The organism is Kocuria sp. cx-455 (assembly GCF_057707085.1).
Genome location: NZ_JBYIPM010000008.1, coordinates 20,541 through 44,198, shown reverse-complemented (window position 1 = coordinate 44,198; position 23,658 = coordinate 20,541). Strand labels below are relative to the sequence as shown.

Genomic DNA, 23,658 nt, shown 5'->3' with positions numbered 1-23,658 from the left:
GCGGCGGCACCATGGATAAGAGTGCCCGGGCGCTCAGCCGCGCCCGGGACCGTTGTCGACAGAAGGTAGGTCATGAGCAGCTCACCGCGCAGAGTTCACCTGGCGGCGCATTTTCCGGGCGTCAACAACACCACGATCTGGTCGGATCCGCGCAGTGAAAGTCACATTGCGGTGGATTCGTTCATTCGCATGGCGCAGACCGCCGAGCGCGGTCTCATGGACTTCTTGTTCCTGGCCGAGGGCCTGCGGCTGCGTGAGATGAACGGCAAGATCTATGACCTCGATGTCATGGGCCGCCCGGACACCCTCACGGTGCTCTCGGCCGTGGCCGCGGCCACCGAGCGCATCGGTCTGGCCGGAACGCTGACCGCCACCTTCCATGAGCCGTACGAGCTGGCGCGGCAATTCGCGACCCTGGATCACCTTTCCGGCGGCCGTGCCGCGTGGAACGTAGTGACCAGCCCCGATGCATTCACGGGTGAGAACTTCCGCCGCGGCGGCTACCTCCCCTACCCCCAGCGCTACCAACGCGCCGAGGATTTCATCGACACCGCCCGGCAGTTGTGGGAGTCCTGGCCGGCCTCCGCACAGAACGCGGACGAGACCGCGGGCGCGTACGAACACCGCAGCGACTTCTTCGATATTTCCGGTCGTTTCGATGTACCCCGCAGTCCTCAGGTGCACCCGGTGATCTTCCAGGCCGGGGATTCGGATTCGGGCCGTGAGTTCGCCGCAGGTTCCGCGGACGTGATCTTCACGCGCCACTCCGAGTTGGAGGACGGCAAGGCCTTCTACAAGGACACCAAGGGCCGCCTCGCCAAGTACAACCGCGCCGAGGACGACCTGCGCATCTACCCGGGCGTCTCCTACGTCCTGGGTGACACGGACGCCGACGCCGCCGAGCGCGCCCGGGAGCAGGCGTACGCCCAGCACTCCGGTGCCACCGCGATCGCCACCCTGGAACGCGTGTGGAACACGGACCTCTCAGCGTTCGATCCGGAGGGCCCACTTCCCGACTTCGACCCCGTGCTGGACGGGCCCGAGGTCTCCCAGGGTCGCGTCAAGCACGTCAAGGACCCCGTGGCCACGGCCCAGCGCTGGCGCGAGATCGCTCGGGCCGAGAACCTGTCCATCCGCGACCTGGTGGTGCGGGAAGCTCCCGGTGTCGCCTTCGTCGGTTCGGCGGACACCGTGGCCCGGCAGATGAACCAGTACATCCAGGAGCGGGCCGCGGACGGTTTCATCCTGATCCCCACCGTGGTGCCGGGTGGCCTCGATGAATTCGTGGACTCCGTGGTCCCCCGGTTGCAGGAAATGGGTGTGTACCCCGATTCCTATGCGGAGGAGGGCCCCACGCTGCGCACCACCATGGAGCTGGGCGGCTACCGTCCGGCCACCGAATGGTCGCGCGCACGCTCCACCGCCCGCGCCGCAGCTACCAACGCTCAGGAGGCCTGATATGAGCACCCCCACGTTCGTGATCGCCGCGCGCATCACACCCCGGCCGGGAATCGACCGTGTGGCGCCCACGGAGTACTTCTCCGGTGCCGCCGTTCGGCAGGCCGCCCGCGACGCGGAGACCGCCGGCGCCGCGTTCGTACTACTCGATGACGAGCTGGCCACCGCGCCCGCCTCAGGCCCCGCGGCGGGCCGGTTGTCCGCGTTGCAAACCGCCGCGTGGTTGGGTCCCCAGACCACCTCCGTGGGTCTGGCCCCCACCCTGCGCACGACCCACACCGAGCCGTTCCTCATGGGCACCGAGAGCGCATCCTTGGATTGGGCCACACATGGCCGCGCCGGTGTCGTCTTCGCCCCCTCGCTGGGCGCCGACGCCGCCGCCAACGTGGGTCGACGCGCCGCACCTTCCCCGGAGGCCGCCTGGGCGGAAACCGCGGACGTCATCGACGTGGTCCGCAGGTTGTGGGACTCCTGGGAAGCGGATGCGGAGATCCGTGACCGGGCCACCGGCCGGTTCGTGAACCGCTCCAAGCTGCACTACGTGGACTTCAGCGGAACCGATTCCGCGGGTGAGGAGTTCACCGTGAAGGGGCCGTCGATCGTTCCCCGCCCCACGCAGGGACACCTTCCGGTCTTCGTGGAACGCACCGCGGACGTTCGCCTCGAGTATCTGCGCGCCGCAGTGGAGCACGCGGACGCCGTATTGGTCCCCGTGGAGTCCGTGGGTCCCGACACTCTCACGGTTCTCGAGTGGAACCCGTCCGCCCGCGTGTTCGTGGTGATCGACGCGGACTCGGACGCCCTCGATCCGGAACTCGTGGCGAGCTGGGTTCAGGTCGGCGTGAGTGGCGTGGTGCTGGACACCGGGCCCTACGACGTGGAATTGGCCGTGCGCGCCGCCGCCGGGGCGGTTCCGGAGCTGGTCGGCACTGACGCGGCACCCACGGACGTTCCCACCCTGCGCGAGCGCCTGGGACTGCCACCGGCCCAGAACCGCTACGCACACGACTGAGGGAGCCAGGGCCCCGCCGATTGTAGCCCGAGCGGCGTTTTCTGCTACTGTCTTGGGTGCATCTGAACCATGCTCGGTTCTGCTGCGCCACCTTAGCTCAGTCGGTAGAGCAATTCCCTCGTAAAGAATAGGTCGCCGGTTCGATTCCGGCAGGTGGCTCCGAACGAGAGGAAACCCCCCGAGAACCCGCTTGAGGTTCCCGGGGGTTTTTTCATGACCAGAACTACCGTCGGGTGCAGCGGAGGTTCGGCTTCCGGCGCTCACCCCGTGCATGCACGCATGTGAGAAGTGTCGTTACTCGGTCAACCGGCCGTCCACCATGGTGACCTCACGGTCAGCGATGTCCACGAATTCGAGATCGTGCGTGACCACCACGGAGGCCAGGTCGAACTTCCTAGTGATCGTGCGCAGCAAGTGCATGATTTCGGCCGAGCGTTCCTGGTCCAGCGCGGAGGTCGGCTCGTCCACGAGCAATAGTCGAGGCTGGCCCATCAGCGCCCGGGCAATGTTCACTCGTTGTCGCTGACCGCCTGAGAGCTCGTGAGGCCTGCGTCCGGCTGCTTTGTCCAGTCCCACCATGGTCAACAGTTCCCGGGCGCGCTCTCTGGCGTGTTTGCGCTCCTTCCCGTTGGCCCCGCGAATGTGAGCGGTGACGACCAATTGGTCCTCGGCCTTGAGGGAGGGGATCAGGTTGGGTTGCTGAAAGACGGTGCCCACCGCCGTGCGACGTAGTTCGGCCCGTTCTTTGGACTTCAGACCGGTGATGACGTCACCCTCGATACGGATCTCGCCGGAGGTGGGGACGAGAAGCGTGGAGGCCACCGCCAGCAAGGAAGACTTACCGGAACCGGACGGACCCGTCAAAGCCGTCATGACACCCGGCATGGCCTCGAAGTCCACGCTGTCTAGCGCCGTGATGGTCCGGGGGGAACCGTCCGCGTTCTTGCCATCCGGATAGGTCAACGACACGTTGGAGACCTGGAGGGACGGCATGGTGTCCCGATGCTCGCACTCTGCGGTCGCGCAGGAAAGAGGTGTGGTTGTCATGATCAGTTGCCTCCCAAGGCGATCATCGGATCGATGGACGTGACACGGCGGACGGCGATGACGGAGCCGAGAACACCGAGCACCACCACCCCCGCCGCGGGGGCGAGCGCGGAGAATGCGCTCAAATGGAACGGAACGGCGGAGACCAGGGCGGAAAGCAACAGTCCGCCCCCAGCCCCGATGAGAAGGCCCAGCACTGCTCCCGCGGTGACCACCACGGCCGCCTGGCCCAGGGCATCTTTGAACAAGTAACCACGGGAGGCACCCAGGGCACCCAGCACCGCAATGTCCCGCGTGCGCTGCACGGTCCACACGGTGATGAACGACACCGTGACCAGCGCCGAAATCACATACAGGAAAGCCTGCATGCTCACCAGCGACCCGTGTTCGGATGAATAGGCGGGCAGAGCGTTGAACGCACCCCGGGTGGTCGACGACACGGTGTCCGCCCGGATGTCCACCTGTTCGGCCACCGCTGAGGCCTGCGCCCCGTTGGCGAAGTCTGCGAGGATCGCGGTGGCCAGAGTCTCCCGCGGCTGATGTGACACGTTCAACGCGTCGGTGTTCGTGGCCCAGGCCACAGATGTGTGGCTGTAGTACTCATCCTCCGTGATGCCGGCCACGGTCAGGTACTGCCCCGCCACCGTCACGGGGTCCCCCACAGCCGCTCCGAGTTCCTCCGCGAGTGACTGCGAGACCACCAGCTCGCCGTCTTGGGGCTGGGAAGCGCCGTCCACGGCAGCGAGGTCACGGGTGAAATACGAGTTGGCGGGTAGACCCATGATGGCGGTGCTGGCAGCGACTCCGCCTACATCCAGTTGGGTTTGGGAGACCACGAGGGGCTCCGCATGGGTCACTGACTCGTCCTGGCGCCAGGCATTGAGCTGCTCCTGGTCGATACGAGAAGTGGTGAAGGTGGGATCCTGCCCGTTACTCGAACCCCCGGCGAGCACCACTCGGTCGGCTCCGAAGCTCTCAAGCGCGGCAGTGTTTTGTTTGCCGAGCCCGTTCGTGAGGCCCGTGAGCATGATGAGCAGGATCGTGATCATGGCGACAACGGTGGCCACGAGGGCCACCCTGCCCTTGGCGAAGGCGATGTCGCGGAGTGAGACGAACATGTCGACGCCTTCCGTCCGATGAAATATTTGTTGTACTTCAGTCTCCTCAGTGGCCCCGCTCCATACATCGCGCGGGCAGTTGATACCGGGACACCATCCGGTTGGGGGGCTCATCAATCGAACGGTTGATGCGGTGAATGACCTCCCGCGTAGGCTTGTCGGAAGCCGGTGCAGATCGGACGGGATCCACGCCCCAGGGGAAGAGACCATGACACCCACACCGTCCGCCGTGGGGATGCTGCGGGTGCTGCGCGTATCCCTGCACGTGAGTTTCGCGGGGTTGTTGGCCTTCGGTGTTTTGCGCGTCCTGACCTCAGACACTGACAAAGCTGCTCTGGCCTGTTTCATTGCCGCGGTTCTCGCCGGCGTGTACCTGATGGGCACCGTGTGGGAGAACCGACATGCCCACGGGCGGTCCCGGGATCCCCGCCCTTATGCTCTGCCGTGGCTGAGCGTGATCTTTGTCTTATGGGCCGCACTGGTCCTGCTCAGCGCGGATTTCTCCGCCGTAGCGTTCCCGCTCTTCTTCTTGTACGCGCACCTGTTGCCACGCTCGATCGGTGTGCTGAGCGTAGTAGCACTCACCGGTTTCGTGGTGTTGTCACAGTGGTTGCACGCCGGGCCACGGAGTTTCGTCCCGGCCATGGTCTTCGGACCCGTACTGGGTATGGTGTTCGCATTGGTCGTGGCCTCCTCCTACCGGGCCATGTACCGGGACGTCCAGGCCTACCGGCACATCCTGCAAAACCTCGAAGCCACCCGCAGTGAACTGGCACGGACCGAACGCGCAGCGGGGCAAGCTGCCGAGCGGGAGCGATTGTCCCGCGATATCCACGACACCCTGGCTCAGGGCCTGTCCTCCATCGTGTTGATGTCTCGCGCGGCACGCGAGTCACTTGCCGCCGGTGCAGTCTCGGTGACCGAAGAGCAGTTGACGATCATCGAAACGACCGCCAGCGAGAATCTTTCCGAGGCGCGGCGCTTCGTCAAGGACTTGTCGTCCCCCGCGCTCAACATCTCACTCGAGGACGGCTTGCGGCACCTCACGGAGCAGACCTCATCGGAAGCCCGGGCACGCAGAGAACCGTTGCGCGTCGACTTCCAGTGCGATGGCGAGGGTGTCGCGGCGCCGGTTCAACAAACGGTGATACTGCGCGCCGCGCAGTCCTTACTGTCCAATGTGAGTCGTCATGCCCATGCCCAACAAGCCATGGTCAGTCTGTCCTGGTGGGATCGCGAGGTGAGCATGGACGTGGTCGACGACGGTGTGGGTTTCCACCCGGGCAGGGTGCCGTTGGGCCACGACGACCACGGCTTCGGCCTGCCCGGTCTGCGCGAGCGGGTCTCCGCCGCCGGCGGGACGGTCACGGTGGAATCCGCCCCGGGCGACGGCACGGCGGTCACGGTACGGTTACCGTTGAAACCTCCCGGCCCGGGAACCCGGAGCACGAGTGAGATCTCCAGCCGCCAGACAAACGCACCGCAACGATCCGCGCCCGATAAATTCTCAGGAGAACGAGCATGAGCACACGGGTTCTACTCGTCGACGATCACCCCGTGGTGCGGGCCGGCCTGCGCGCCCTGTTGGAGGGCATGCCGGAGATCACAGTGGTGGCGGAAGCCCAGGACGCCGTGGGTGCGCAACAACGAGCCCGCCCCGACGACATCGACGTTGTGGTCATGGACATCCAGATGGGGTCCGGTCCCACGGGAATCGATGCCACGCGCGCGATTCGGGCCGCGGACGGGCCTCCCGTGCTCATCCTGACCACGTATGACACGCAATCGGACATTCTTTCTGCGCTGGAGGCCGGGGCCACGGGGTACCTCTTGAAAGACGCGCCGGAAGAAGCCCTCCGCGAGGCAATACTCGATGCGGCTGCCAACCGGTCGGTACTCTCCCCGCAGGTGACCGCGCAACTCGTGATGCGCACCACGCAACCCGCATCCGCTTTGTCTCCGCGAGAAATCGAAATACTCAAATTGGCGGCCACCGGGGCGAGCAACCGGAACATGGCGAAACAATTATTCATTTCCGAGGCCACCGTGAAGACGCACTTGGTGCACGTCTACAACAAACTCGGTGTCGACAATCGGACGGCCGCCATCAACCGCGCCAGGCAGCAACGGATCATTTGAACCGACGCTGTGCCGTTCAATCCCGCAGTAGGGCCTCGGCTTGAGCCACGCATTCATGCACGCTGTCGGCCCGGCGTTGAATTCCTTGAACGCGCGGGTCAGCTTCGCGGCTCCCGTCCGGTTGCTGTGCCGACGCCGCCGTGAAGCGCGCCATGGTCAGCGCCTCCGCCGTTTGCGCCATGGCATTGCCGCTGCGGGACAGTTGACGGTGGGCGTCCGAGAGATAACCGCCCTTGGACGCGGGGATGTCCTGAGTTTCGGACGGCGCGCGGCGATGGGCCTCCATGCATACCTCGCGCACCCGGGGCAACAGATCCGCGAGGTCATTGGCGATCGGGATCGCTCCGGCACGCAGATCGGGGTCCGTCACGCCCTCCAATATTTGGTGGTACCGGTCCAGGCCTCGCTGGAAACGGTCGTGAGCACGCCGCCACACGCCGCGACCCAGTTCGTGGTCGTCGCGGCGGGTCGCCACGTAATCGCGCAAGAAACCCACACGGTGCCCCTTTCATACATGAACCGCCGCGTCCAAGACGCGGCGGTTCATGGTATCGCTTCAGCAGCACCGACCCTGCGGGTTATGGTCCTGCCAGTCCTGGTAATCCCTCCAGAACTCGCGTTCCGTCATGGGCCGGCCGGGTTGTCCACTTGCTCGGTGGTAGTCCAGGTACTTCTCGTACTTGTCCGCGCCCAGCACCCCGTTGCCGAACCGGAGTGCGGAACGGGCCCAAGACCGTACAAGCTCCCGGAGCGGAGCGGTCCGTGAATCCGACATCAGTGGTGACCGTGGCCCGTGGGGACCCGCTGCTCGTAGGGCACGGCCTCCCATTCCTTGGCCAGCGCCTTCTCGGAGGGCATGGAGATCATTGCCGACGGCGCGTAGTAGCGCGATTCCACCACCGGATCTTCGTGGGAGGCGCGCTGATGACCGCGCAGGGCCTTGACCATTTCCACGAACGCCATGGCCACCACGATGATCGTGAGGACCGCGAACACGATGGACAGCGTGCCCTGCACCAGAGTGTTGCGCACCACGGCTTCCATGGCCTCGACATTCTGGGCGGTGCCCAGGCTGGTCTCGCCGTTGGCCAATGCCTCCTTGAAGCGCAAGTGGTTGGCCCAATAGCCCACGGTGGGGTCCGAGGAGAAGATCTTGTGCCACGAACCCGTCATGGTGACCACTACGTCGAACAAGAGCGGGATCATGATGATCCACAGGTACTTGAAGCGTTTGAGGTTCGCCGCGATCGCCAGGCACACCGCGAGCGCAATGGCCGCCAGCAGCTGGTTGGAGATGCCGAACAGCGGGAAGAACGTGTTGATACCGCCCAGCGGGTCGGTCACGCCCAGGATCAGGATGGATCCCCAGCCGGCCACCATGACGGCCGTGGTGAGCCAGGCCCCGAGTCGCCAATCGGTGTCCCTGAACTTGGGAATGAAGTTGCCCAGGGTGTCGGTGAGCATGAAGCGTGCCACGCGGGTACCGGCGTCCACGGCGGTGAGGATGAACAGCGCCTCGAACATGATCGCGAAGTGATACCAGAAGCTCATCATGGATGCGCCGCCGAGCCACTGATTCATGATGTGGGCCAGGCCCACGGCCAGGGTGGGTGCGCCACCGGTGCGGGACACAATGGATTCCTCACCCACGGCGTCCGCGGTGCCCTGCAGCAGTTCGGGTGTGACGTGCACGCCGGACAAGCCCAGCGAGTTCACGAAGGCGGCGGCGCCCTCAACGGTTCCCATGGTCACGGCCGGGGAGGAGTTCATGGCGAAGTAAATCCCACGGTCGATCGAGACCGCGGCAACCAGCGCCATGATCGCCACGAAGGACTCCATGAGCATGCCGCCGTAGCCGATGAACCGGGTCTGACGTTCCTTCTCGATCATCTTGGGGGTGGTACCCGAGGCGATGAGCGCGTGGAACCCGGACAGCGCACCGCACGCGATGGTCACGAACAGGAACGGGAAGAGCGAACCGGTGAACACGGGGCCGTCGGAGCGTCCCGCGAACTCGGAGACCGCCGGAACGGTGATCTCCGGACGCACCACCACAATGGCGGCGGCCAGGAGCACAATGGTGCCGATCTTCATGAAGGTGGAGAGGTAGTCACGAGGGGACAGCAACAGCCACACCGGCAGCACCGCGGCGATGAAACCGTAAATGATCACGCACCATGCCAGCGTGATGCGGTCCAGCGTGAACAGCTGTGCACCCAGCTCGGTGTCCGCAACCCACCCGCCGGCCACAATGGCCGCCATGAGCAGGATGAAACCGATCACGGAGATCTCCATGACCTTGCCCGGGCGCAGGTAGCGCAGGTACACGCCCATGAACAGGGCGATCGGGATGGTCATCCCCACGGAGAACACGCCCCACGGGGACTCACCCAGCGCATTGACGACCACAAGGGCCAGGATGGCCACGATGATGATCATGATGGCCAGGGTTGCAATGATGGCGGCGTAACCGCCCACGGTGCCCAGTTCCTCGCGGGCCATCTGGCCCAGGGAACGGCCACCGCGGCGCATGGAGAAGAACAGCACCAGGTAGTCCTGGACCGCACCGGCCAGAATCACACCCACGATGATCCAGATGGTGCCGGGCAGATAACCCATCTGGGCCGCGAGCACGGGTCCGACCAGCGGACCGGCACCGGCAATCGCGGCGAAGTGGTGACCGTACAGTACGCGACGATCCGTGGGCATGTAGTCCTTGCCGTTGGCCATGTACTCGGCCGGTGTTGCCCTGCTGTCATCCGGGCGCGTGAGTTTGGCCTCGATGAACTTGGCGTAGAACCGGTACGCAATGAAGTAACTGCACACCGCGGCGAAGACGAACCAAATGGCGTTGACGGATTCGCCGCGGGCAAACGCAATCATGACCCAGGCCACGCCGCCCAACAGGGCAATACCGATCCAGAGCGCGATGCGCAAGGGCGTCCAGCGGGTTTGTTCGGCCTCGAGGACCTCGGGATCCACGTGGCTGGGTGGTAACTCGGTGGCCGGGGTTCCGCCCGGGCCCGGAGAACCTGCGGCGCTGCCGCGATGGGTGGTGCTCATGGGGAAGCTCCGAATCTTGTGTGAATTCACTCAGAATCCAGGGGGATTCCGCAAGCGGGATTCTATTCCAGATGAGGCACATCACAAACCATTGCGGCTACCGCCAGCAAGAAATGGCGCTCACATGGTCAGGAGTACCTTGCCAATGTGCGACCCGGAATCGAAGTATTCATGTGCTTCGCGCACCCGCTGCAGGGGGAAGGTTTTGGCCGTGATGGGTCGGACTTCACCGGACTTCACGTGCGGCCACACGATCTGGCGCACCGCGCCCATGATTTGGGCCTTCTCGCTCAGGGGACGCGAGCGCAGCGTGGTACCGATGACCGCGCCTCGCTTGTTCATCAGGCGCCCAATGTTCAACTCTCCCTTGACCCCGCCCTGCATCCCGATGATGGTGATACGACCGTTGGTCGCCAACGCCTTGACGTTGGGCTCCAGGTATTTGGCGCCCACGACGTCCAGGATCACGTCCGCACCGTGGCCGTCGGTGAGTTCCATGACCCGTTCCACGAAGTCTTGGTCCTTGTACTTGATGGCCGTGGCACCGAGCTCGCTCACGAAATCGGCCTTCTCCTGGCTGCCGACCGTGGCCAGCACGGTCAGCCCCAGTGCCGTGGCCACCTGGATGGCATGGGTTCCGATTCCACCGGTGCCCCCGTGCACTAGCAAGGTCTCCCCCTCCCGCGCGTTCGCTGCCATGAACACGTTGGAGAACACGGTGGCCGCCACCTCGGGCAGGCCTGCCGCCTCGACGAGATCCATTCCCTCCGGCGCGGGGAGCACCTGCGGCCATGGCGCCACGACCTTGTCCGCGTAACCACCGGAATCCAGCAGCGCCACCACCTTGTCGCCCACGGTGAGTCCCGCTTCTGCCGGCACCTCGGGACCGAGTTCGGCAATCGTTCCGGAGACTTCCAACCCGAATATGTCTGTCGCATCCGGCGGCACGGGGTAATTGCCCTGCCGCTGCAGCACATCCGCACGGTTGAGACCCGCGGCTGCCACCTCGATCAGCACCCCGTCCCCCGTGGCTAAGGGATCGTCTACTTCCGTGACCTTCAGGACCTCGGGACCACCCGATTCACTATCTCGTACCGCGCGCATGATTTCTCCCTCTCGCTGGTTGTTCTCCTGCCGTTTCCATCCTGGCGCGGATTGCGGGGCGCGGCTAGCCGACGACGCCGCGCGGCGGGTTCGCCACGCGCATCACCGGCCCGAGCGGCGTCGTATTGGCCCTGCGCCTGGCGCCGTGGAATAATGACGTGTCGTTCGCGACCGCCCCCGCGGGCGGCCGCGAACGCTCAGGAAGGTTGTCCGAGCGGCCTAAGGAGCTGGTCTTGAAAACCAGTGTGCGGTAACCCCGTACCAAGGGTTCAAATCCCTTACCTTCCGCCTTTGACAAGGGCCCCCGCCCCCGTGACCACGGAGGAGCGGGGGCTTTTGTCATCTCACCCCTACCCTGTACAGGGCCTATCCTCCCGGCAATTAATAAGTAGACTGTGAATTGCGTCACGCCCCAGCTTTCACACCTCCAGCCGAGAGGCCGTTGCCGTGAAGAAGCAATCCTTGTTCGCCGTTCCAACCCTCGCCATCGGGGTACTGGCTCTGGCGGCCCGTCCGGCCGCCGCAGCTGACACCTGGTCCTTCCAGGCGCAGCTGGCGCCCGCCAACAACAGCACCGCCGCCGGTACCGCCATGGTCGATGTCACCGGTGATCAAGCCAGGATCACCGTGAATGTGACCGGCGCTCCCGCACTGATGCAGGGCATGCCTTACGCCCACGCCCAGCACATCCACATCGGTGGCCAGGGCGTGTGTGCCCCGCCCACTGCGGACGCCAACGCAGACGGCGCGGTGGACTCCATGGAGGGGCAACCCTTCACCGGCGCCATTGCCGTCTCCCTGACCAGCGCCGGCGACGTCAGCCCCGCATCGGGCGCTGCGGCGGACCGGTATCCGACCGGGGGCAGCTACTCCTATCAGCGCACCGTCACTCTGGACGCCGCAACGCTGAATGCCCTGCAGGCGGGCAACGCGGTGATCAACATCCACGGCGCGGATCCGGCGGCGCTGTCGGCCCCGGCGCAAAATGCCGTGAACCCGATGAATCCTGCCCTGCCGTTGGCCACTGACATCCCGATTGCATGCGGTGAGTTCGTGGCCGCGCAGATGCAGGTACCCGAGGGCCCGGCAGACACCGGAGTGGAGACCGCCGGCGGAGCCGGCGCCAACGCTCTGGCCGGGATAAGCGTGCTCGGGATCCTCGCCGCGGGGGCTGCGGCGCTGGGTCTGCGCCGGCGCGCCGTGAGCCGCCGCTGACCGGCGGAACCGTCCCGTGCCCAAGCACCGCGTTGAGTCCCGCCACCTCCCGCTGGGGGTGGCGGGACTTGCCGTGGTGCTTGCCCTGTGGTGCACCGGGGACGGCACCGGCCCCGCGGCGTCGGCACCGCCCACGGACACGACCGCGGCTTCTCTGCACGTGAGTGCCACCGGCGCGGCGGGCGCGTCAGCGATCCCGGCGCCCCCACCCTCCAGCTCGACGAACACCCCGAGACCCACCGGCGTGCCACCCTCGGATGACGAGCCCGTTTCCGAGCCCGCGCGACTCGTGGTGGATCGGATCGGGCTCAACAATGACCTGATGCAGCTGGGACGTCGTCCCGATCGCACCCTCGAGGTCCCCCCGGAAGGTCCCGGCTCCCCCGCCGGATGGTACCGGGATTCCCCGGCACCAGGGCAGCCTGGGCCGGCTATGCTGCTCGGGCATGTGAATGCCACCGGAGGCGGGCCAGAGGTCTTCGCGGACTTGCATGCGTTGGTGCCCGGTGACGGCATTCGCGTGGACCGTGAGGACGGGTCGCACGCCATGTTCGTGGTGGAAGCCGTGGAACGGTATGCCAAGGACACCTTTCCCACGCTGCGCGTCTACGGCAACACGGCCGGCCCCGAACTGCGGCTCATCACCTGCGACGGCTACGACCCACACAGCGGTGCGTTCAACGACAACCTGGTGGTGTACGCCAAGCTCGTCGCACCGTGAGAAGCGGTGGCGTCAGAAGCCCACGGCCCGGCGGATCTCCTCGCTGATTCGCTCGAGGCGGGCCTCCGCCTGCCCGCGTGGGATCTCGGCGTTGTCGTCGACCGGCAGAACCACTTCCAGGTAGCACTTGAGCTTGGGCTCCGTGCCGGAGGGGCGCACGATCACGCGGTCGTCGGCCTCGGTACGCAGCACCACGCCCTCGGTGGGCAACAGTTCGGGTCCGCCCTTGGACAGGTCCGTGTACTCGACCACCGGGGAACCGGCCAGTTCCGCGGGAGGGTTCTCACGCAGCCGCTGCATGCCCTGCGGGATCAGCTCGAGATCGGCCACGCGGAACGTCAACGGTGCGGTGGCGTAGAGCCCGTGCAAACGCGCCAGCCGGTCCAGTTCGCCCTGCACCGTGGCGTTCGAGTGCTTGAGCCGGTGCACGTAGGAGGCCACCCGCACCGCGGTGGTGATGCCGTCCTTGTCGCGCACGGCCAGCGGGTCGGTGCAGTAGCCAATGGCTTCCTCGTAACCGAACCGCAGCCCGGGCGTGCGGGCGATCCATTTGAAGCCGGTTAGGGTTTGCCGGAACTTCAGACCGTGATGCTCGGCGATCCGTCCGAGCAACCGTCCGGAGACGATCGAGCAGGCCAGGGTGTCACCGCTGCGTTCGGGGTCCGACGCCGCATGCTCACCCAACAGCGCGCCCAGCTCGTCACCGGTGAGCCGCCGCCACGTGGTGTCCCCGGCGTGCGAGACGCTCGGAATCGCAATGGCGCAGCGATCAGCATCCGGGTCCAATGCAACGACCACGTCCGCGTCTTCTTCCGACCCCAGCGCAAGCGCCAGGTCCATGGCCCCCGGTTCCTCGGGGTTGGGGAAGACCACCGTGGGGAACGCCGGATCCGGCCGCGCCTGCTCCGGAACCACCGTGACGTTCGGGAATCCGGCGCGTTCCAACACGCGCACCGCGGTCTCCCCGCCCACGCCGTGCATGGGGGTCAGGACTATGCGCACGTCCGATTGCTCATCGGTGCCGCGCAGGGAGGCCGCGCGGGAGATGTATCCGTCGAGCAACGACTCGCCCGCCCACTCCACGGACTCACGGTTCCGGGGCACCTCATTGGCGGGTGGCGCGGCCGCAATGCGTTCGGCAATGTGAGCGTCATCCGGGGGCACGATCTGCACGCCGCGCTCGTCGTCCGCATTCACCGCCCGGCCACCCAGGTACACCTTGTACCCGTTGTCGGCCGGAGGGTTGTGGGAGGCCGTGACCATCACGCCCGCGTCCGCTCCCAGTTCCCGCACGGCATAGGCCACCACGGGGGTGGGTAACTGCGCGGGCAATCGAATGGCTCGGCAGCCGGCGGCAGCGAGGACGGCGGCGGCGTCGGCGGCGAAATCCTCGGAACCGTGGCGAGCGTCGCAACCGACGACCACCACGGGCCGTTCCCCCACACGCTCGGTGAGGAACGCCGCGAGACCGGCGGTCGCGCGAATGACCACCGCGCGGTTCATCCGGGATTCGCCCGCACCCACGGCGGCACGCAACCCGGCCGTGCCGAACACGAGCGGACCCGCGAACCGAGTCGCCAGATCCTCCAGGGCGGCTTGATCGTTGGACTCGACACCGCCCACGAGTGCTTCGAGCTCGGCGCGCGTGATCGGATCGGGATCCTGCGCGATCCAGTTGCGGACAGTCGATAAGAGTTCAGCAGTCATGCGTACCTCCGCAGGGTGAGCGGGTGAATTAGTCGGACAGGCCGTCGAGCACGGCGCGGGAGCCGGACAGGCCCAATCGGGTGGCCCCGGCCTCGACCATGGCCAGCGCGGCCTCGGTGCTGCGGATCCCGCCGGAGGCCTTGATGCCCAGGCGACCGCCCACGGTGTCCGCCATGAGGCGCACGGCCTCGACCGATGCCCCTCCGGCGGGGTGGAAACCCGTGGACGTCTTCACGAAGTCCGCGCCCGCCGCCTCGGCGGCCTTGCATGCGGCCACGATCTCGCCATCGGTCAGGGCCGCGGATTCGATGATGACCTTCAGCACCACGTTTGCGGGGCAGGATCCACGGACCGCCGCGATTTCCGCCTGCACCGCGTCCCAGGCCCCGGCCTTGGCCAGACCCAGATTAATGACCATGTCCACTTCATCCACGCCGGCGGCCACGGAATCCGCGGCTTCGGCGGCCTTAACGGTTGCTTCATGGGCTCCGGAGGGGAAACCGCACACGGTGGCCAGCTTGACGCCCTCGGGCAGCTCGACGTTCAGCCGCGACGGGGAGACGCAAATGGAGAAGGTGCCCAGCTCACCGGCCTCGCGGGCCAGCTCGTTCACCTGCTCCGCGGTGGCCTCGGGCTTGAGCAGCGTGTGATCGATCATCGTGGCCAGTTCGGCGCGGGTGGTCATGACATTAACTCCTTGGTTCTGTGAGCCGGGCGGGATGTGGGGTCAGGAGATCCGGTCGAGCACGACGTCGTCGCGTGCGCCGGTGCCCTCGGCCGCCCCGGGATCAATGGTGTAGCCGCCGCGCAGGGAATCCAGCGCGCGGTCGAAACGGTCCGGGGTGTCCGTGTGGAGGGTGAACAGTTTCTGGCCCTTGGTGATCTTGTCGCCGGGAACCGCGTGGATCTCGATACCGGCACCGGCCTGCACGGGATCCTGCTGGCGAGCGCGGCCGGCACCCAGGCGCCACGACGCCACACCCACGGAAAGCGCGTCCATCTCGGTCATGACGCCGTCCTCGTCGGCCGTGACCTCGTGGGTGTCGGTGGCCACCGGCAGCGGGGCGTCCGGGTCGCCGCCCTGGGCGGAGATCATGCGCTTCCAGGTGTCCATGGCGCGGCCGTCCTTGAGGGCCTCCGCCACGTCCGGGTTCTTGACGCCCGCTGCCTCGAGCATTTCCCGGGCCAGGGCAACGGTCAGGCGAACGACGTCGCTCGGGCCGCCACCTGCCAGGACCTCCACGGACTCGCGGACCTCCAGGGCGTTGCCCACGGTCAGGCCCAGCGGGCGGGACATGTCGGTCAGCAGCGCCACGGTGTTCACACCGGCGTCGGTGCCGAGGTCGACCATGGTGCGCGCGAGCTCGCGGGCGTCCGCTTCCTTCTTCATGAACGCACCGGGACCCACCTTGACGTCCAGCACCAGGGCGCCGGTGCCCTCGGCGATCTTCTTGGACATGATCGAGGACGCGATCAGCGGAATGCAGTCCACGGTGGAAGTGATGTCGCGCAGGGCGTAGAGCTTCTTGTCCGCGGGGGCCAGGCCGGAGCCGGCCGCGCAGATCACGGCACCCACGTCCTCCAGGATGGACATCATGCGGTCATTGGAGAGATCCGCCTGCCAGCCCGGGATGGCCTCGAGCTTGTCCAGGGTGCCGCCGGTGTGGCCCAACCCGCGGCCGGAAAGCTGCGGAACGGCCACGCCGTAGGAGGCGACCAGGGGTGCCAGCGGCAGGGTGATCTTGTCACCCACGCCACCGGTGGAGTGCTTGTCGGTGGTGGCTTTGGAGAGGGCCTTGAAGTTCATGGTCTCGCCGGAGTCGATCATTGCCCGAGTCCAGCGGGCGATCTCCTCGCGGTCCATCCCGTTGAGGAAAATGGCCATGGCCAGCGCGGACATCTGCTCATCGGCAACCACGCCGCGGGTGTAGGCATCAATCACCCAATCAATGGCGTCCATGGGCAACTTCTGACGGTCTCGCTTGATTCGGATGACATCCACGGCGTCGTAGGCCTCGACCATCGCGATCACTCCCTCGGGATAGCGGTTTGAGAACACCCGTTCCTGGCTTGTGGAACCGGTGCTCACATCCTAAGCTGCTCATGAGAAATTTTGTCAACTGGACTTTTGACAAATGTTCGCGCCGGTACGGCGCCCCATGCGAAGGCAGGATCATCGTGGATCGCTTCCAAGGCCTCATTGGCATTGTGCTCATTTTGGGCCTCATCGTTCTTCTCTCCAGACATCGCCGTTCCATCCGGTGGCGGACCCTGGCCGTGGGCCTGGCCCTGCAGGTGGGTGTGGCGCTGTTGATCCTGAAATGGGGGCCGGGCTTCGAAGCCCTGAAATGGTTCTCGGGACTGGTTCAGGGAGTGATCGGGTTCACGGACCAGGGAACATCCTTTGTCTTCGGCGGGCTCCTGGGCGAGAACAACGGCTTCGTCTTTGCGCTGAACGTGCTTCCCGTGATCATTTTCCTGGGTGCGCTCATCGGTGCCCTGTACTACCTGCGCGTGATCCAGCTCTTCGTGCACCTGCTGGGCACGGCGCTGAACAAGATCATGGGCACGTCCAAGATCGAGTCCGTGTTCGCCTCCACCGTGATCTTCCTAGGGCAAAGTGAAGCCCCGCTGATGATCAAGCCGTATCTGAGCAAACTCACCCGTTCCGAGCTCTTCGCGTGCATGACCGGCGGATTCGCGGCCGTGGCCGGTTCCACCCTGGTGGGATACTCGCTGCTGGGCGCGCCACTGCCCTATCTGCTGGCGGCCGCGGTGATGAATGCCCCCGGTTCGTTGCTCGTGGCCAAGGCCCTGATGCCCGAGACCGAGAAGTCCGTGGCCTCCGTGAACGTGCTGGAAGTGCGCGACACCGAATCCAAGAACCTCATTGACGCGATCGGCACCGGCGCCATGAGCGGTGGCAGGATCGCCGTGATCGTGGGTGCCCTGCTCATCGCGTTCATTGCCCTGATTGGCCTGGTGTCCGCGATACTCGGGTGGTTCGGCGGCCTGTTCGGCTTCGAAGGCTGGTCCCTGGAAGGCCTGTTCGGCATCATCTTCGCCCCGCTCGCGTGGGCGCTGGGGGTGCCCTGGAACGACGCCGCCATGGTCGGTAACTTCATCGGCCAGAAGACCGTGCTCAACGAATTCGTGGGCTACACGTCCTTCGGCCCGGAAATCCCCAACCTGGATCCGCAGTCCGTGCTGATCACCACGTTCGCCCTGGCCGGGTTCGCCAACCTGTCCTCGATCGCCATTCAAATCGGTTCCATCGGCGGCCTGGCACCCGATCGCCGCGGCGACGTGGCCCAGATGGGTTTGTTCGCCCTGCTGGGCGGCTTCCTGACCAACATGCTCAACGCCGCACTGGTGGGTGTCATTCTGGGTCTCTGACCCTTCTCCATCACCACCTTTCACGAACGAGAGACTCCCATGTCATTGAGCCCCCGAGATCTCCAGGGACTGAGCGCCGCTCGCCTCTACTACGAGCGCGGCCTGTCCCAGGGAGACGTGGCCCGTGAACTGGGGGTCTCTCGTCCCACCGTGTCCAAGCTGATCCAACACGCCAAGGATCGCGGATTCGTCACCATTGAGATCCACGATCCGCGCCAGGTCTCCACTGCGGTGGCGGATCAGCTGCGTGCGCGCTTCGGATTGGCGCAGGCGCGGGTGATCACGAACCAGCCCACCGACGATGACCTCGTCCGCGAGTTGGGTGCCGCGGGCGCCCTCATGCTCGAGGAAAACGTTGCCGACGGCGATCTGCTCGGAATCTCCTGGGGCCGCACCATGCACGCGGTGGCCCGTTCGCTCCAACCGGCCGATTGCCATGGCGTGCAGGTGGTCCAGCTCAAGGGCGGGGCCACGCTGACCTCACGTTCCGCGAGTCACTACGAAACCATCCGGTTGTTCTGCGAGGCGTTCAACGCCTATCCCCAGACCTTGCCGCTTCCGGTCATCTTCGACAATGCACAGGTCAAACGGGTGGTTGAGGAAGATCGGCACATCAAACACATCCTGGATCTGGGTCGCGACGCCCAAACTGCCATCTTCACGGTGGGAACCATGAGCCCGGACTCCACACTGTTGAAACTCGGCTATCTCTCCGCCGCCGAACAAGCAACGCTGCTCGAACACGCCGTGGGGGACATCTGCTCGCGTTTCATTGACGAGCACGGAGAACCGTGCCTGCCCGACCTCGAAGAACGCACCGTGGCAGTGTCCTTGCAGAATCTGAAGGCCAAGCAGACGCGAATCTGCGTGGCCGGCGGGCAGCAGAAGGTTCGCCCGCTGAAGGCCGCCCTGGGTGCCGGCTATGTATCCCACCTGGTCACCGACGAGGACACCGCCCGGGCGGTTCTCGCCTAACCCGACACCGTTGCGCGGCTGCTTCTGCACGTCAGAAGCATGTGCCATATTGGGCTCAAGACCCCGCAATGACGCGCGGGTCATGACGCACAAGGAGACCCGTGGCCCCCTCTGAAAACCGCACCGTGGCCCACGTGGTGGGCACCGTACTGGCCGAGCTCGGGGCAGGTCACTGCTTTGGCGTGGTGGGCAGCGGGAACTTCGAAATGACCGCGGCACTGCGCCGAGCGGGTGTACCGTTCACCGCCGCGCGCCACGAGGGCGGAGCGGCCATGATGGCCGACGGATACGCACGCATGTCCGTTCGGGTGGCACTGGTGTGCACTCACCAGGGGTGCGGGCTGACCAACGCGCTCACGGGCCTTGCCGAGGCAGCGAAGAGCCGCACTCCGATGATCGTTCTCACCGCAGACACCGCGAGCGCGGCGGTGCGTTCGAACTTCAACGTGGACCAGGATTCCTTGTCCCGCAGCGTGGGTGCCATCGCCGAGCGTGTGCACTCCCCCGCGAGCGCCGTCGCCGACGTGGTGAGGGCTTACCGAACGGCCCTGACCGAACGGCGGGCCGTGGTGCTGTCCGTGCCCACGGACATTCAACAGGCACTGGTCGACTTCGATTCCTCGGCACTTCCGGCAGTGTCCGCGGCGCAACCGGTTCGCCCCTCACAACAGGCCGTGGCCGAACTCGCGAGGCACTTGAGCCAGGCCAAGAAGCCCGTGTTCGTGGCCGGTCGAGGCGGGCGCCACGCCTCTCGCGAACTCAGGGAGCTGGCTGAAGTATCCGGCGCGTTATTGGCCACGTCTGCTGTGGCTCACGGACTGTTCCACGATGACCCGTTCAACCTGGGCATCTCGGGTGGTTTCTCATCCCCCTTCACGGCCGCCACCGTTGCTGACGCGGATCTGATCGTCGGATGGGGGTGCGCCCTGAACATGTGGACCATGAGGCACGGATCTCTGATCGGCCCGGACGCAAAGGTGGTGCAGGTGGATGTGGACCTGGATGCCCTGGGCGCCCACCGCCCCGTCGACCTCGGCGTGCTCGGTGACTGCGCGGAAACCGCCACGGACGTGACAGAGGGTCTGAGCGGCGTCGGCGGCGAAACGTGGCGAACCCCGGAGATGGCGCAGCGGATCGAGTCGCATGCGCGGTGGGCCAGCGAGGAGATCGAGGACCTCTCCACGGATACCCACCTCGACCCGCGCGTGTTCTCGCGTGAGGTCAACACACTGCTGCCGGTTGAGCGCGTCGTCTCCGTGGATTCGGGCAACTTCATGGGCTATCCAAGCGCCTACCTGGACGTGCCGGACGAATTCGGTTTCTGCTTCACCCAGGCTTTCCAATCCATTGGCCTGGGACTGGGAACCGCGATCGGAGCGGCGCTGGCTCGACCCGACCGCTTGCCCGTACTCGCGACCGGTGACGGCGGTTTTTTCATGGCCATCTCCGAACTGGAAACGGCTGTCCGACTGGGGCTGCCTCTGGTGGTGCTCGTCTACAACGACTCCGCGTACGGGGCTGAGATCCATCACTTCGATCGGGCCTCGGAAGAGGATCTTGAGACGGTGACTTTCCCGGAGACGGACATCGCCGCCATTGCCCGAGGCTATGGCGCGCACGGAATAACGGTGAGGTCCCTGGCCGACCTGCCCGGTGTCACGCACTGGCTCGACGGACCGCGCGAGGTCCCCTTGGTCGTGGACGCGCGCATTGCCTCGGACGGTGGGGCGTGGTGGCTCGCCGAGGCGTTCAAGGGACATTGACCACACCATGACATCAACCGATCCCTTCCACCCACAGACATTTACGGACAAGGAGCACGCCGTGGGCGTCATCTCACAACTCACCCGCGCACTGACCGATCAGCAGGTTCGAGTGATCGACCTCACCAATAAACTCAGCTCAGCCACCCCCACGCTGGAGCTGCCGGCGCCGTTTTCCAATCTCATCGACTTCTCCCTCGAGGAAGTGTCGGCCTACAACGAACCCGGGCCATTCTGGAAGCACTACAACATCCACACGGGTGAGCACATCGGAACGCACATTGACGCTCCTGTTCACTGGGCCACCGGCCGCGACGGCAAGGACGTCTCGCAGATCGAACCCGCCCGGCTGATCGGGCCCGCTGTGGTGCTGGACTTCACCACCGAGGCCGGACGGGACGCGGACTTTCTGGTGGATGTCTCCCACATTCAGACCTGGGAAGCCGGACACGGTGCTATCCCGCCCAACGCCTGGGTCCTGTTCCGTACCGGCTGGGACTGTTTCGCCCAGGATCGGGAAGCGTTCCTGAACAAGGACGAGAACGGACCCCACAGCCCCGGGTTCACGGTGGAATGCGCACGATGGCTCGGTGAGGAGCGGGCGATCTCGGGTGTGGGTGTCGAGACAGTCGGCATCGACGCCGGAGCCGCCGGCACACTGGATCCGGCCTTCCCCATGCACCACTACCTGCTAGGCAACGACAAGTACGGCATCACGTCCCTACAGAACCTGGGTGAGTTGCCGCCCACCGGTGCGCTTCTCGTGGTGTCGCCTCTTCCCATTGCGGGCGGGACCGGCAGCCCGTCCCGCGTCTACGCGTTGGTGGACGCCGAGTAGTGCCCGCGGGCAGAAGACCGGCCGAGGTCCGGACGGCTCGGTGAGGTGCAGTCCGGGTTGGGTGGCCCGAGCCGGTTAACCCGCCAGGATCGCCTGCGCCACCTGGTCCGCGTCCGCGAGCGTGCGCGCACCCAGATGCGCCGGGGAATCCGCTTCCGCGGCAATCGAGACTCCCCACTGCACCGATGACAATTGCAGGCCCAGCACGAAAATCCCAGGTTCCACGGCGTCCTTCTGACCCACCACCCGGTAGGCGAACGCCCCAGTACCGAGTGTGAGACCGCCCAGCGCGGTGCCAGCGCGGAGAGCGCTCGCGCTGACGTCCAGCCCCGTGCTCGTGACGGGGCTGGCGCCGTCGCGTGTTTCCATGAGCTTGCCGCGCACCAGGCCCCGCTCGTGCATGTTGGACAGCAACGGGGAGATGTTGCGGTGCACGTCGTTGGCGGGTGACATGGCCTCGATGAGCCAGCGGGCCCGGACGGGCGCGTCACTGACCCACGGTGAGGCCGCCACGAAGCAACCATCATTGCGGTCCACCACGAAACGCGGTTCGGGACCGAGGAAACGGAGCACGCCCGCCCGCGTGAGAGCGGCCACCTGCTGGATGCGCAGCACGGGTGGGCCTGAGGCCAGGCCCTCGACGAACGGCTCGAATTCCCTGCGCAGCTCGTTGACCCACGAGGAATCCGAAACCCCTGCCTCCGCCAGCACGCACTTGAGCACGGTGCGGGCGGCATTGAGGGACGCGATGGCCAGTTTGATGGGATCATCCTCGCCCCGCAGCGAACCGTGCACATCCCGGTCCAGGTAATGCACCACCGCAGCGGCGTACTCGTCGTGGCTGTCGAAATTGATGTCCTCGAAGGGTCGCGCCAACCGTTCTTGCTGCAGCTGCCGGCCCGGTACCACGGAGGCGGAGACCAACGCCTCGACCCGCTGGGACCAGCGAGCGCCGTCGTCGTCGAGAAGAATGGCGTCCAGCCGGCGCAGGAAGTCACCCGCGGGCTGGGTGAACGCATCCGGGGAGGTGCGCGCCAGGACACGGTAGTAGTTCCAGTGGGCGTCCTTGCGCATCAGGGGCCACAAGTCACGCTCGAACGAGAGTTGTTCGGCGCTGCCGTCCAGCAGCTGCTGGACGGCCTCGAGCGTGAAGAACCGAGTCTGCAGGGTGTGCGCGTAGTACCCCTCAAGTTGCGGCTTGGCGCGATACGGGGTGCCCCGGCGGGAACCCGCGACAATGTGCGGTTCCCGGCCGGAGGGCCGGTAAATCAAGCGTTCCGGGTTGTTCTCATCGGGTTCGAAGGTGCCGCCGCGACCCTCGGTGAGTTGCGCGAGCGCGTCACAGAAATTCAGGCCCATGCCGCGCACGAGCACGGTTTCCTGCGCGGGCACCTCACTCCACCGCGCATCGGCGGGCACGGTGGGCGGCCAGTACGTGAGATCGTGTTCGGCCGCGCCGTCCACCAGTTCCTTTTGATCGGGGCGCAGGTGCGCGTCCAAGTGGCCGAGGGCGAGCACCACGGCGTCCGCCGGGATCGACTGACCACCGGCGAGTTCCACGGCGTAGCGGTGCCGGGCCTCTTCCTGGACCCACGCGTCCACGGCCTCGGCCCGGTGCACGGCCAGCGTCACGTTGGTCGGCAAGTGGCGGTTGAGCGTGGCGAAAATCCATTCGAGATACCGCCCGTACAAGGCCCGGGGCGGATAATCCTGCGCGGTCAACCCGGCCAGCGCTGCGCGTTCGGCCTCGTTCAGGGGGTTCTCGGGTGTGATGTCGCCGTCGACGACGCCGCGGCGCCACCTGTCGAAGCTCATGTTCCGCACCTCGGCCAGCGGGTCCACGTCCAATGCGCCGTCCGACGCAATCACGGTGGGGAACAACGAGGGGGTGTTCATCAGGAACAACAGCGATTGATCGGTGCGCCATACGTGGCCCGCGCCGGGAGGAAAGGGGTCCACCAGGTCGATGTGCACCCGGGCGCGGGTTCGAGCCGCTCGTGCCGTCAGCCGTTCCACCGCGGAGAGCCCCCGGGGACCCGCACCCACCACTACCACTCGTCGCTGACTCACCATGACCACCAGGATAACGAGCCAGCCGTGCA

The 23,658-nt window shown here is 66.0% G+C and carries 20 protein-coding genes and 2 tRNA genes; 12 read left to right on the top strand and 10 right to left on the bottom strand.

The features are described from left to right. Window positions 1–72: 72 nt before the first annotated feature. The 3 genes from AC3ENJ_RS12330 to AC3ENJ_RS12320 all read left to right on the top strand — a co-directional run bounded on the left by AC3ENJ_RS12330 (window position 73) and on the right by AC3ENJ_RS12320 (window position 2,629). Window positions 73–1,458 carry an NtaA/DmoA family FMN-dependent monooxygenase gene (locus AC3ENJ_RS12330; protein ID WP_431814250.1) on the top strand — a complete coding sequence of 462 codons (1,386 nt, stop codon included), beginning with the start codon at window positions 73–75 and terminating at the stop codon, window positions 1,456–1,458. A gap of 1 nt (window position 1,459) precedes the next feature. Beyond that, entirely contained in the window at window positions 1,460–2,470 is a 1,011-nt protein-coding gene (locus AC3ENJ_RS12325) for an LLM class flavin-dependent oxidoreductase (RefSeq protein WP_431814249.1), read from the top strand. An 86-nt stretch (window positions 2,471–2,556) separates the two neighbouring features. Further along, window positions 2,557–2,629: transfer RNA gene (locus AC3ENJ_RS12320), tRNA-Thr, on the top strand. A 135-nt stretch (window positions 2,630–2,764) separates the two neighbouring features. Here AC3ENJ_RS12320 and AC3ENJ_RS12315 read toward each other — a convergent pair. Together AC3ENJ_RS12315 and AC3ENJ_RS12310 are read right to left on the bottom strand one after the other, a co-directional pair. Continuing rightward, entirely contained in the window at window positions 2,765–3,517 is a 753-nt protein-coding gene (locus AC3ENJ_RS12315; RefSeq protein ID WP_431814248.1) for an ABC transporter ATP-binding protein, read from the bottom strand. Window positions 3,518–3,519: 2 nt separating this feature from the next. After that, window positions 3,520–4,635: an ABC transporter permease gene (locus AC3ENJ_RS12310; RefSeq protein WP_431814247.1), complete on the bottom strand. Its 1,116-nt coding sequence runs from the start codon at window positions 4,633–4,635 to the stop codon at window positions 3,520–3,522. Between the two features lie 208 nt (window positions 4,636–4,843). Between AC3ENJ_RS12310 and AC3ENJ_RS12305 the strand changes: the two genes are divergently transcribed. Both AC3ENJ_RS12305 and AC3ENJ_RS12300 read left to right on the top strand, forming a co-directional pair. Further along, on the top strand, window positions 4,844–6,160 hold the full coding sequence (locus AC3ENJ_RS12305; RefSeq protein ID WP_431814246.1) for a sensor histidine kinase: 1,317 nt from the start codon (window positions 4,844–4,846) through the stop codon (window positions 6,158–6,160). Then, window positions 6,157–6,774, top strand: coding sequence for a response regulator (locus AC3ENJ_RS12300; RefSeq protein WP_190782477.1), 618 nt, complete (start codon window positions 6,157–6,159; stop codon window positions 6,772–6,774). Before AC3ENJ_RS12305 ends, AC3ENJ_RS12300 begins: the two co-directional genes overlap by 4 nt. A 16-nt stretch (window positions 6,775–6,790) precedes the next feature. Here AC3ENJ_RS12300 and AC3ENJ_RS12295 read toward each other — a convergent pair whose 3' ends face one another. From AC3ENJ_RS12295 to AC3ENJ_RS12280, 4 genes are all read right to left on the bottom strand, one after another. Next, window positions 6,791–7,270 carry a hypothetical protein gene (locus tag AC3ENJ_RS12295; RefSeq protein ID WP_431814245.1) on the bottom strand — a complete coding sequence of 160 codons (480 nt, stop codon included), beginning with the start codon at window positions 7,268–7,270 and terminating at the stop codon, window positions 6,791–6,793. A gap of 60 nt (window positions 7,271–7,330) precedes the next feature. Then, entirely contained in the window at window positions 7,331–7,549 is a 219-nt protein-coding gene (locus AC3ENJ_RS12290; RefSeq protein WP_223841532.1) for a YbdD/YjiX family protein, read from the bottom strand. Beyond that, window positions 7,549–9,837 (bottom strand): carbon starvation CstA family protein, encoded by a 2,289-nt coding sequence (locus AC3ENJ_RS12285; RefSeq protein ID WP_431814244.1) that lies wholly within the window; start codon window positions 9,835–9,837, stop codon window positions 7,549–7,551. Before AC3ENJ_RS12285 ends, AC3ENJ_RS12290 begins: the two co-directional genes overlap by 1 nt. A 120-nt stretch (window positions 9,838–9,957) precedes the next feature. Further along, entirely contained in the window at window positions 9,958–10,941 is a 984-nt protein-coding gene (locus tag AC3ENJ_RS12280; protein ID WP_431814243.1) for an NAD(P)H-quinone oxidoreductase, read from the bottom strand. Between the two features lie 200 nt (window positions 10,942–11,141). On the opposite strand from AC3ENJ_RS12280, the gene AC3ENJ_RS12275 reads away from it, so the two are divergent. The 3 genes from AC3ENJ_RS12275 to AC3ENJ_RS12265 all read left to right on the top strand — a co-directional run bounded on the left by AC3ENJ_RS12275 (window position 11,142) and on the right by AC3ENJ_RS12265 (window position 12,877). Beyond that, a tRNA-Ser gene (locus AC3ENJ_RS12275) sits at window positions 11,142–11,229 on the top strand. A gap of 159 nt (window positions 11,230–11,388) precedes the next feature. After that, a complete protein-coding gene (locus AC3ENJ_RS12270; RefSeq protein ID WP_431814242.1) occupies window positions 11,389–12,156 on the top strand; it encodes a hypothetical protein in 768 nt (255 codons plus the stop codon). 16 nt (window positions 12,157–12,172) lie between these two features. Further along, window positions 12,173–12,877, top strand: coding sequence for a class F sortase (locus tag AC3ENJ_RS12265; RefSeq protein WP_431814241.1), 705 nt, complete (start codon window positions 12,173–12,175; stop codon window positions 12,875–12,877). 12 nt (window positions 12,878–12,889) lie between these two features. Here the strand turns inward: AC3ENJ_RS12265 and AC3ENJ_RS12260 are convergent, their stop codons facing one another. From AC3ENJ_RS12260 to AC3ENJ_RS12250, 3 genes are read right to left on the bottom strand one after another with little or no spacing between them, the layout of a single operon-like run. Then, window positions 12,890–14,584, bottom strand: coding sequence for a phospho-sugar mutase (locus AC3ENJ_RS12260; RefSeq protein WP_431814240.1), 1,695 nt, complete (start codon window positions 14,582–14,584; stop codon window positions 12,890–12,892). A 28-nt stretch (window positions 14,585–14,612) separates the two neighbouring features. Further along, window positions 14,613–15,269 (bottom strand): deoxyribose-phosphate aldolase, encoded by a 657-nt coding sequence (gene deoC / locus AC3ENJ_RS12255; protein WP_190808105.1) that lies wholly within the window; start codon window positions 15,267–15,269, stop codon window positions 14,613–14,615. A gap of 42 nt (window positions 15,270–15,311) precedes the next feature. After that, window positions 15,312–16,673 carry a thymidine phosphorylase gene (locus AC3ENJ_RS12250; protein WP_308495973.1) on the bottom strand — a complete coding sequence of 454 codons (1,362 nt, stop codon included), beginning with the start codon at window positions 16,671–16,673 and terminating at the stop codon, window positions 15,312–15,314. A gap of 89 nt (window positions 16,674–16,762) precedes the next feature. Here AC3ENJ_RS12250 and AC3ENJ_RS12245 point away from each other — a divergent pair, with 89 nt between their 5' ends. From AC3ENJ_RS12245 to AC3ENJ_RS12230, 4 genes are all read left to right on the top strand, one after another. Beyond that, window positions 16,763–17,980, top strand: coding sequence for a NupC/NupG family nucleoside CNT transporter (locus AC3ENJ_RS12245; protein ID WP_190782469.1), 1,218 nt, complete (start codon window positions 16,763–16,765; stop codon window positions 17,978–17,980). 39 nt (window positions 17,981–18,019) lie between these two features. Next, the gene (locus AC3ENJ_RS12240) at window positions 18,020–18,955 is read left to right on the top strand and encodes a sugar-binding transcriptional regulator (protein ID WP_190808106.1); all 936 of its coding nucleotides are present in this window, start codon (window positions 18,020–18,022) and stop codon (window positions 18,953–18,955) included. Between the two features lie 101 nt (window positions 18,956–19,056). Beyond that, window positions 19,057–20,718: a thiamine pyrophosphate-binding protein gene (locus tag AC3ENJ_RS12235; RefSeq protein WP_431814239.1), complete on the top strand. Its 1,662-nt coding sequence runs from the start codon at window positions 19,057–19,059 to the stop codon at window positions 20,716–20,718. Window positions 20,719–20,725: 7 nt separating this feature from the next. Further along, complete coding sequence (locus AC3ENJ_RS12230) at window positions 20,726–21,556, top strand: cyclase family protein (RefSeq protein WP_223842211.1); 831 nt, start codon at window positions 20,726–20,728, stop codon at window positions 21,554–21,556. A 75-nt stretch (window positions 21,557–21,631) separates the two neighbouring features. Here AC3ENJ_RS12230 and AC3ENJ_RS12225 read toward each other — a convergent pair whose 3' ends face one another. Beyond that, the gene (locus AC3ENJ_RS12225; protein ID WP_190808107.1) at window positions 21,632–23,629 is read right to left on the bottom strand and encodes an FAD/NAD(P)-binding protein; all 1,998 of its coding nucleotides are present in this window, start codon (window positions 23,627–23,629) and stop codon (window positions 21,632–21,634) included. Between the last annotated feature and the right edge of the window lie 29 nt (window positions 23,630–23,658).

Coding starts and splice junctions, on each gene's coding strand:
- AC3ENJ_RS12330 (WP_431814250.1), top strand. CDS start 73: ATGAGCAGCTCACCGCGCAGAGTTCACCTGGCGGCGCATTTTCCGGGC.
- AC3ENJ_RS12225 (WP_190808107.1), bottom strand. CDS start 23,629: ATGGTGAGTCAGCGACGAGTGGTAGTGGTGGGTGCGGGTCCCCGGGGG.
- AC3ENJ_RS12300 (WP_190782477.1), top strand. CDS start 6,157: ATGAGCACACGGGTTCTACTCGTCGACGATCACCCCGTGGTGCGGGCC.
- AC3ENJ_RS12315 (WP_431814248.1), bottom strand. CDS start 3,517: ATGACAACCACACCTCTTTCCTGCGCGACCGCAGAGTGCGAGCATCGG.
- AC3ENJ_RS12310 (WP_431814247.1), bottom strand. CDS start 4,635: ATGTTCGTCTCACTCCGCGACATCGCCTTCGCCAAGGGCAGGGTGGCC.
- AC3ENJ_RS12230 (WP_223842211.1), top strand. CDS start 20,726: ATGACATCAACCGATCCCTTCCACCCACAGACATTTACGGACAAGGAG.
- AC3ENJ_RS12290 (WP_223841532.1), bottom strand. CDS start 7,549: ATGTCGGATTCACGGACCGCTCCGCTCCGGGAGCTTGTACGGTCTTGG.
- AC3ENJ_RS12260 (WP_431814240.1), bottom strand. CDS start 14,584: ATGACTGCTGAACTCTTATCGACTGTCCGCAACTGGATCGCGCAGGAT.
- AC3ENJ_RS12240 (WP_190808106.1), top strand. CDS start 18,020: ATGTCATTGAGCCCCCGAGATCTCCAGGGACTGAGCGCCGCTCGCCTC.
- AC3ENJ_RS12325 (WP_431814249.1), top strand. CDS start 1,460: ATGAGCACCCCCACGTTCGTGATCGCCGCGCGCATCACACCCCGGCCG.
- AC3ENJ_RS12305 (WP_431814246.1), top strand. CDS start 4,844: ATGACACCCACACCGTCCGCCGTGGGGATGCTGCGGGTGCTGCGCGTA.
- deoC (WP_190808105.1), bottom strand. CDS start 15,269: ATGACCACCCGCGCCGAACTGGCCACGATGATCGATCACACGCTGCTC.
- AC3ENJ_RS12280 (WP_431814243.1), bottom strand. CDS start 10,941: ATGCGCGCGGTACGAGATAGTGAATCGGGTGGTCCCGAGGTCCTGAAG.
- AC3ENJ_RS12285 (WP_431814244.1), bottom strand. CDS start 9,837: ATGAGCACCACCCATCGCGGCAGCGCCGCAGGTTCTCCGGGCCCGGGC.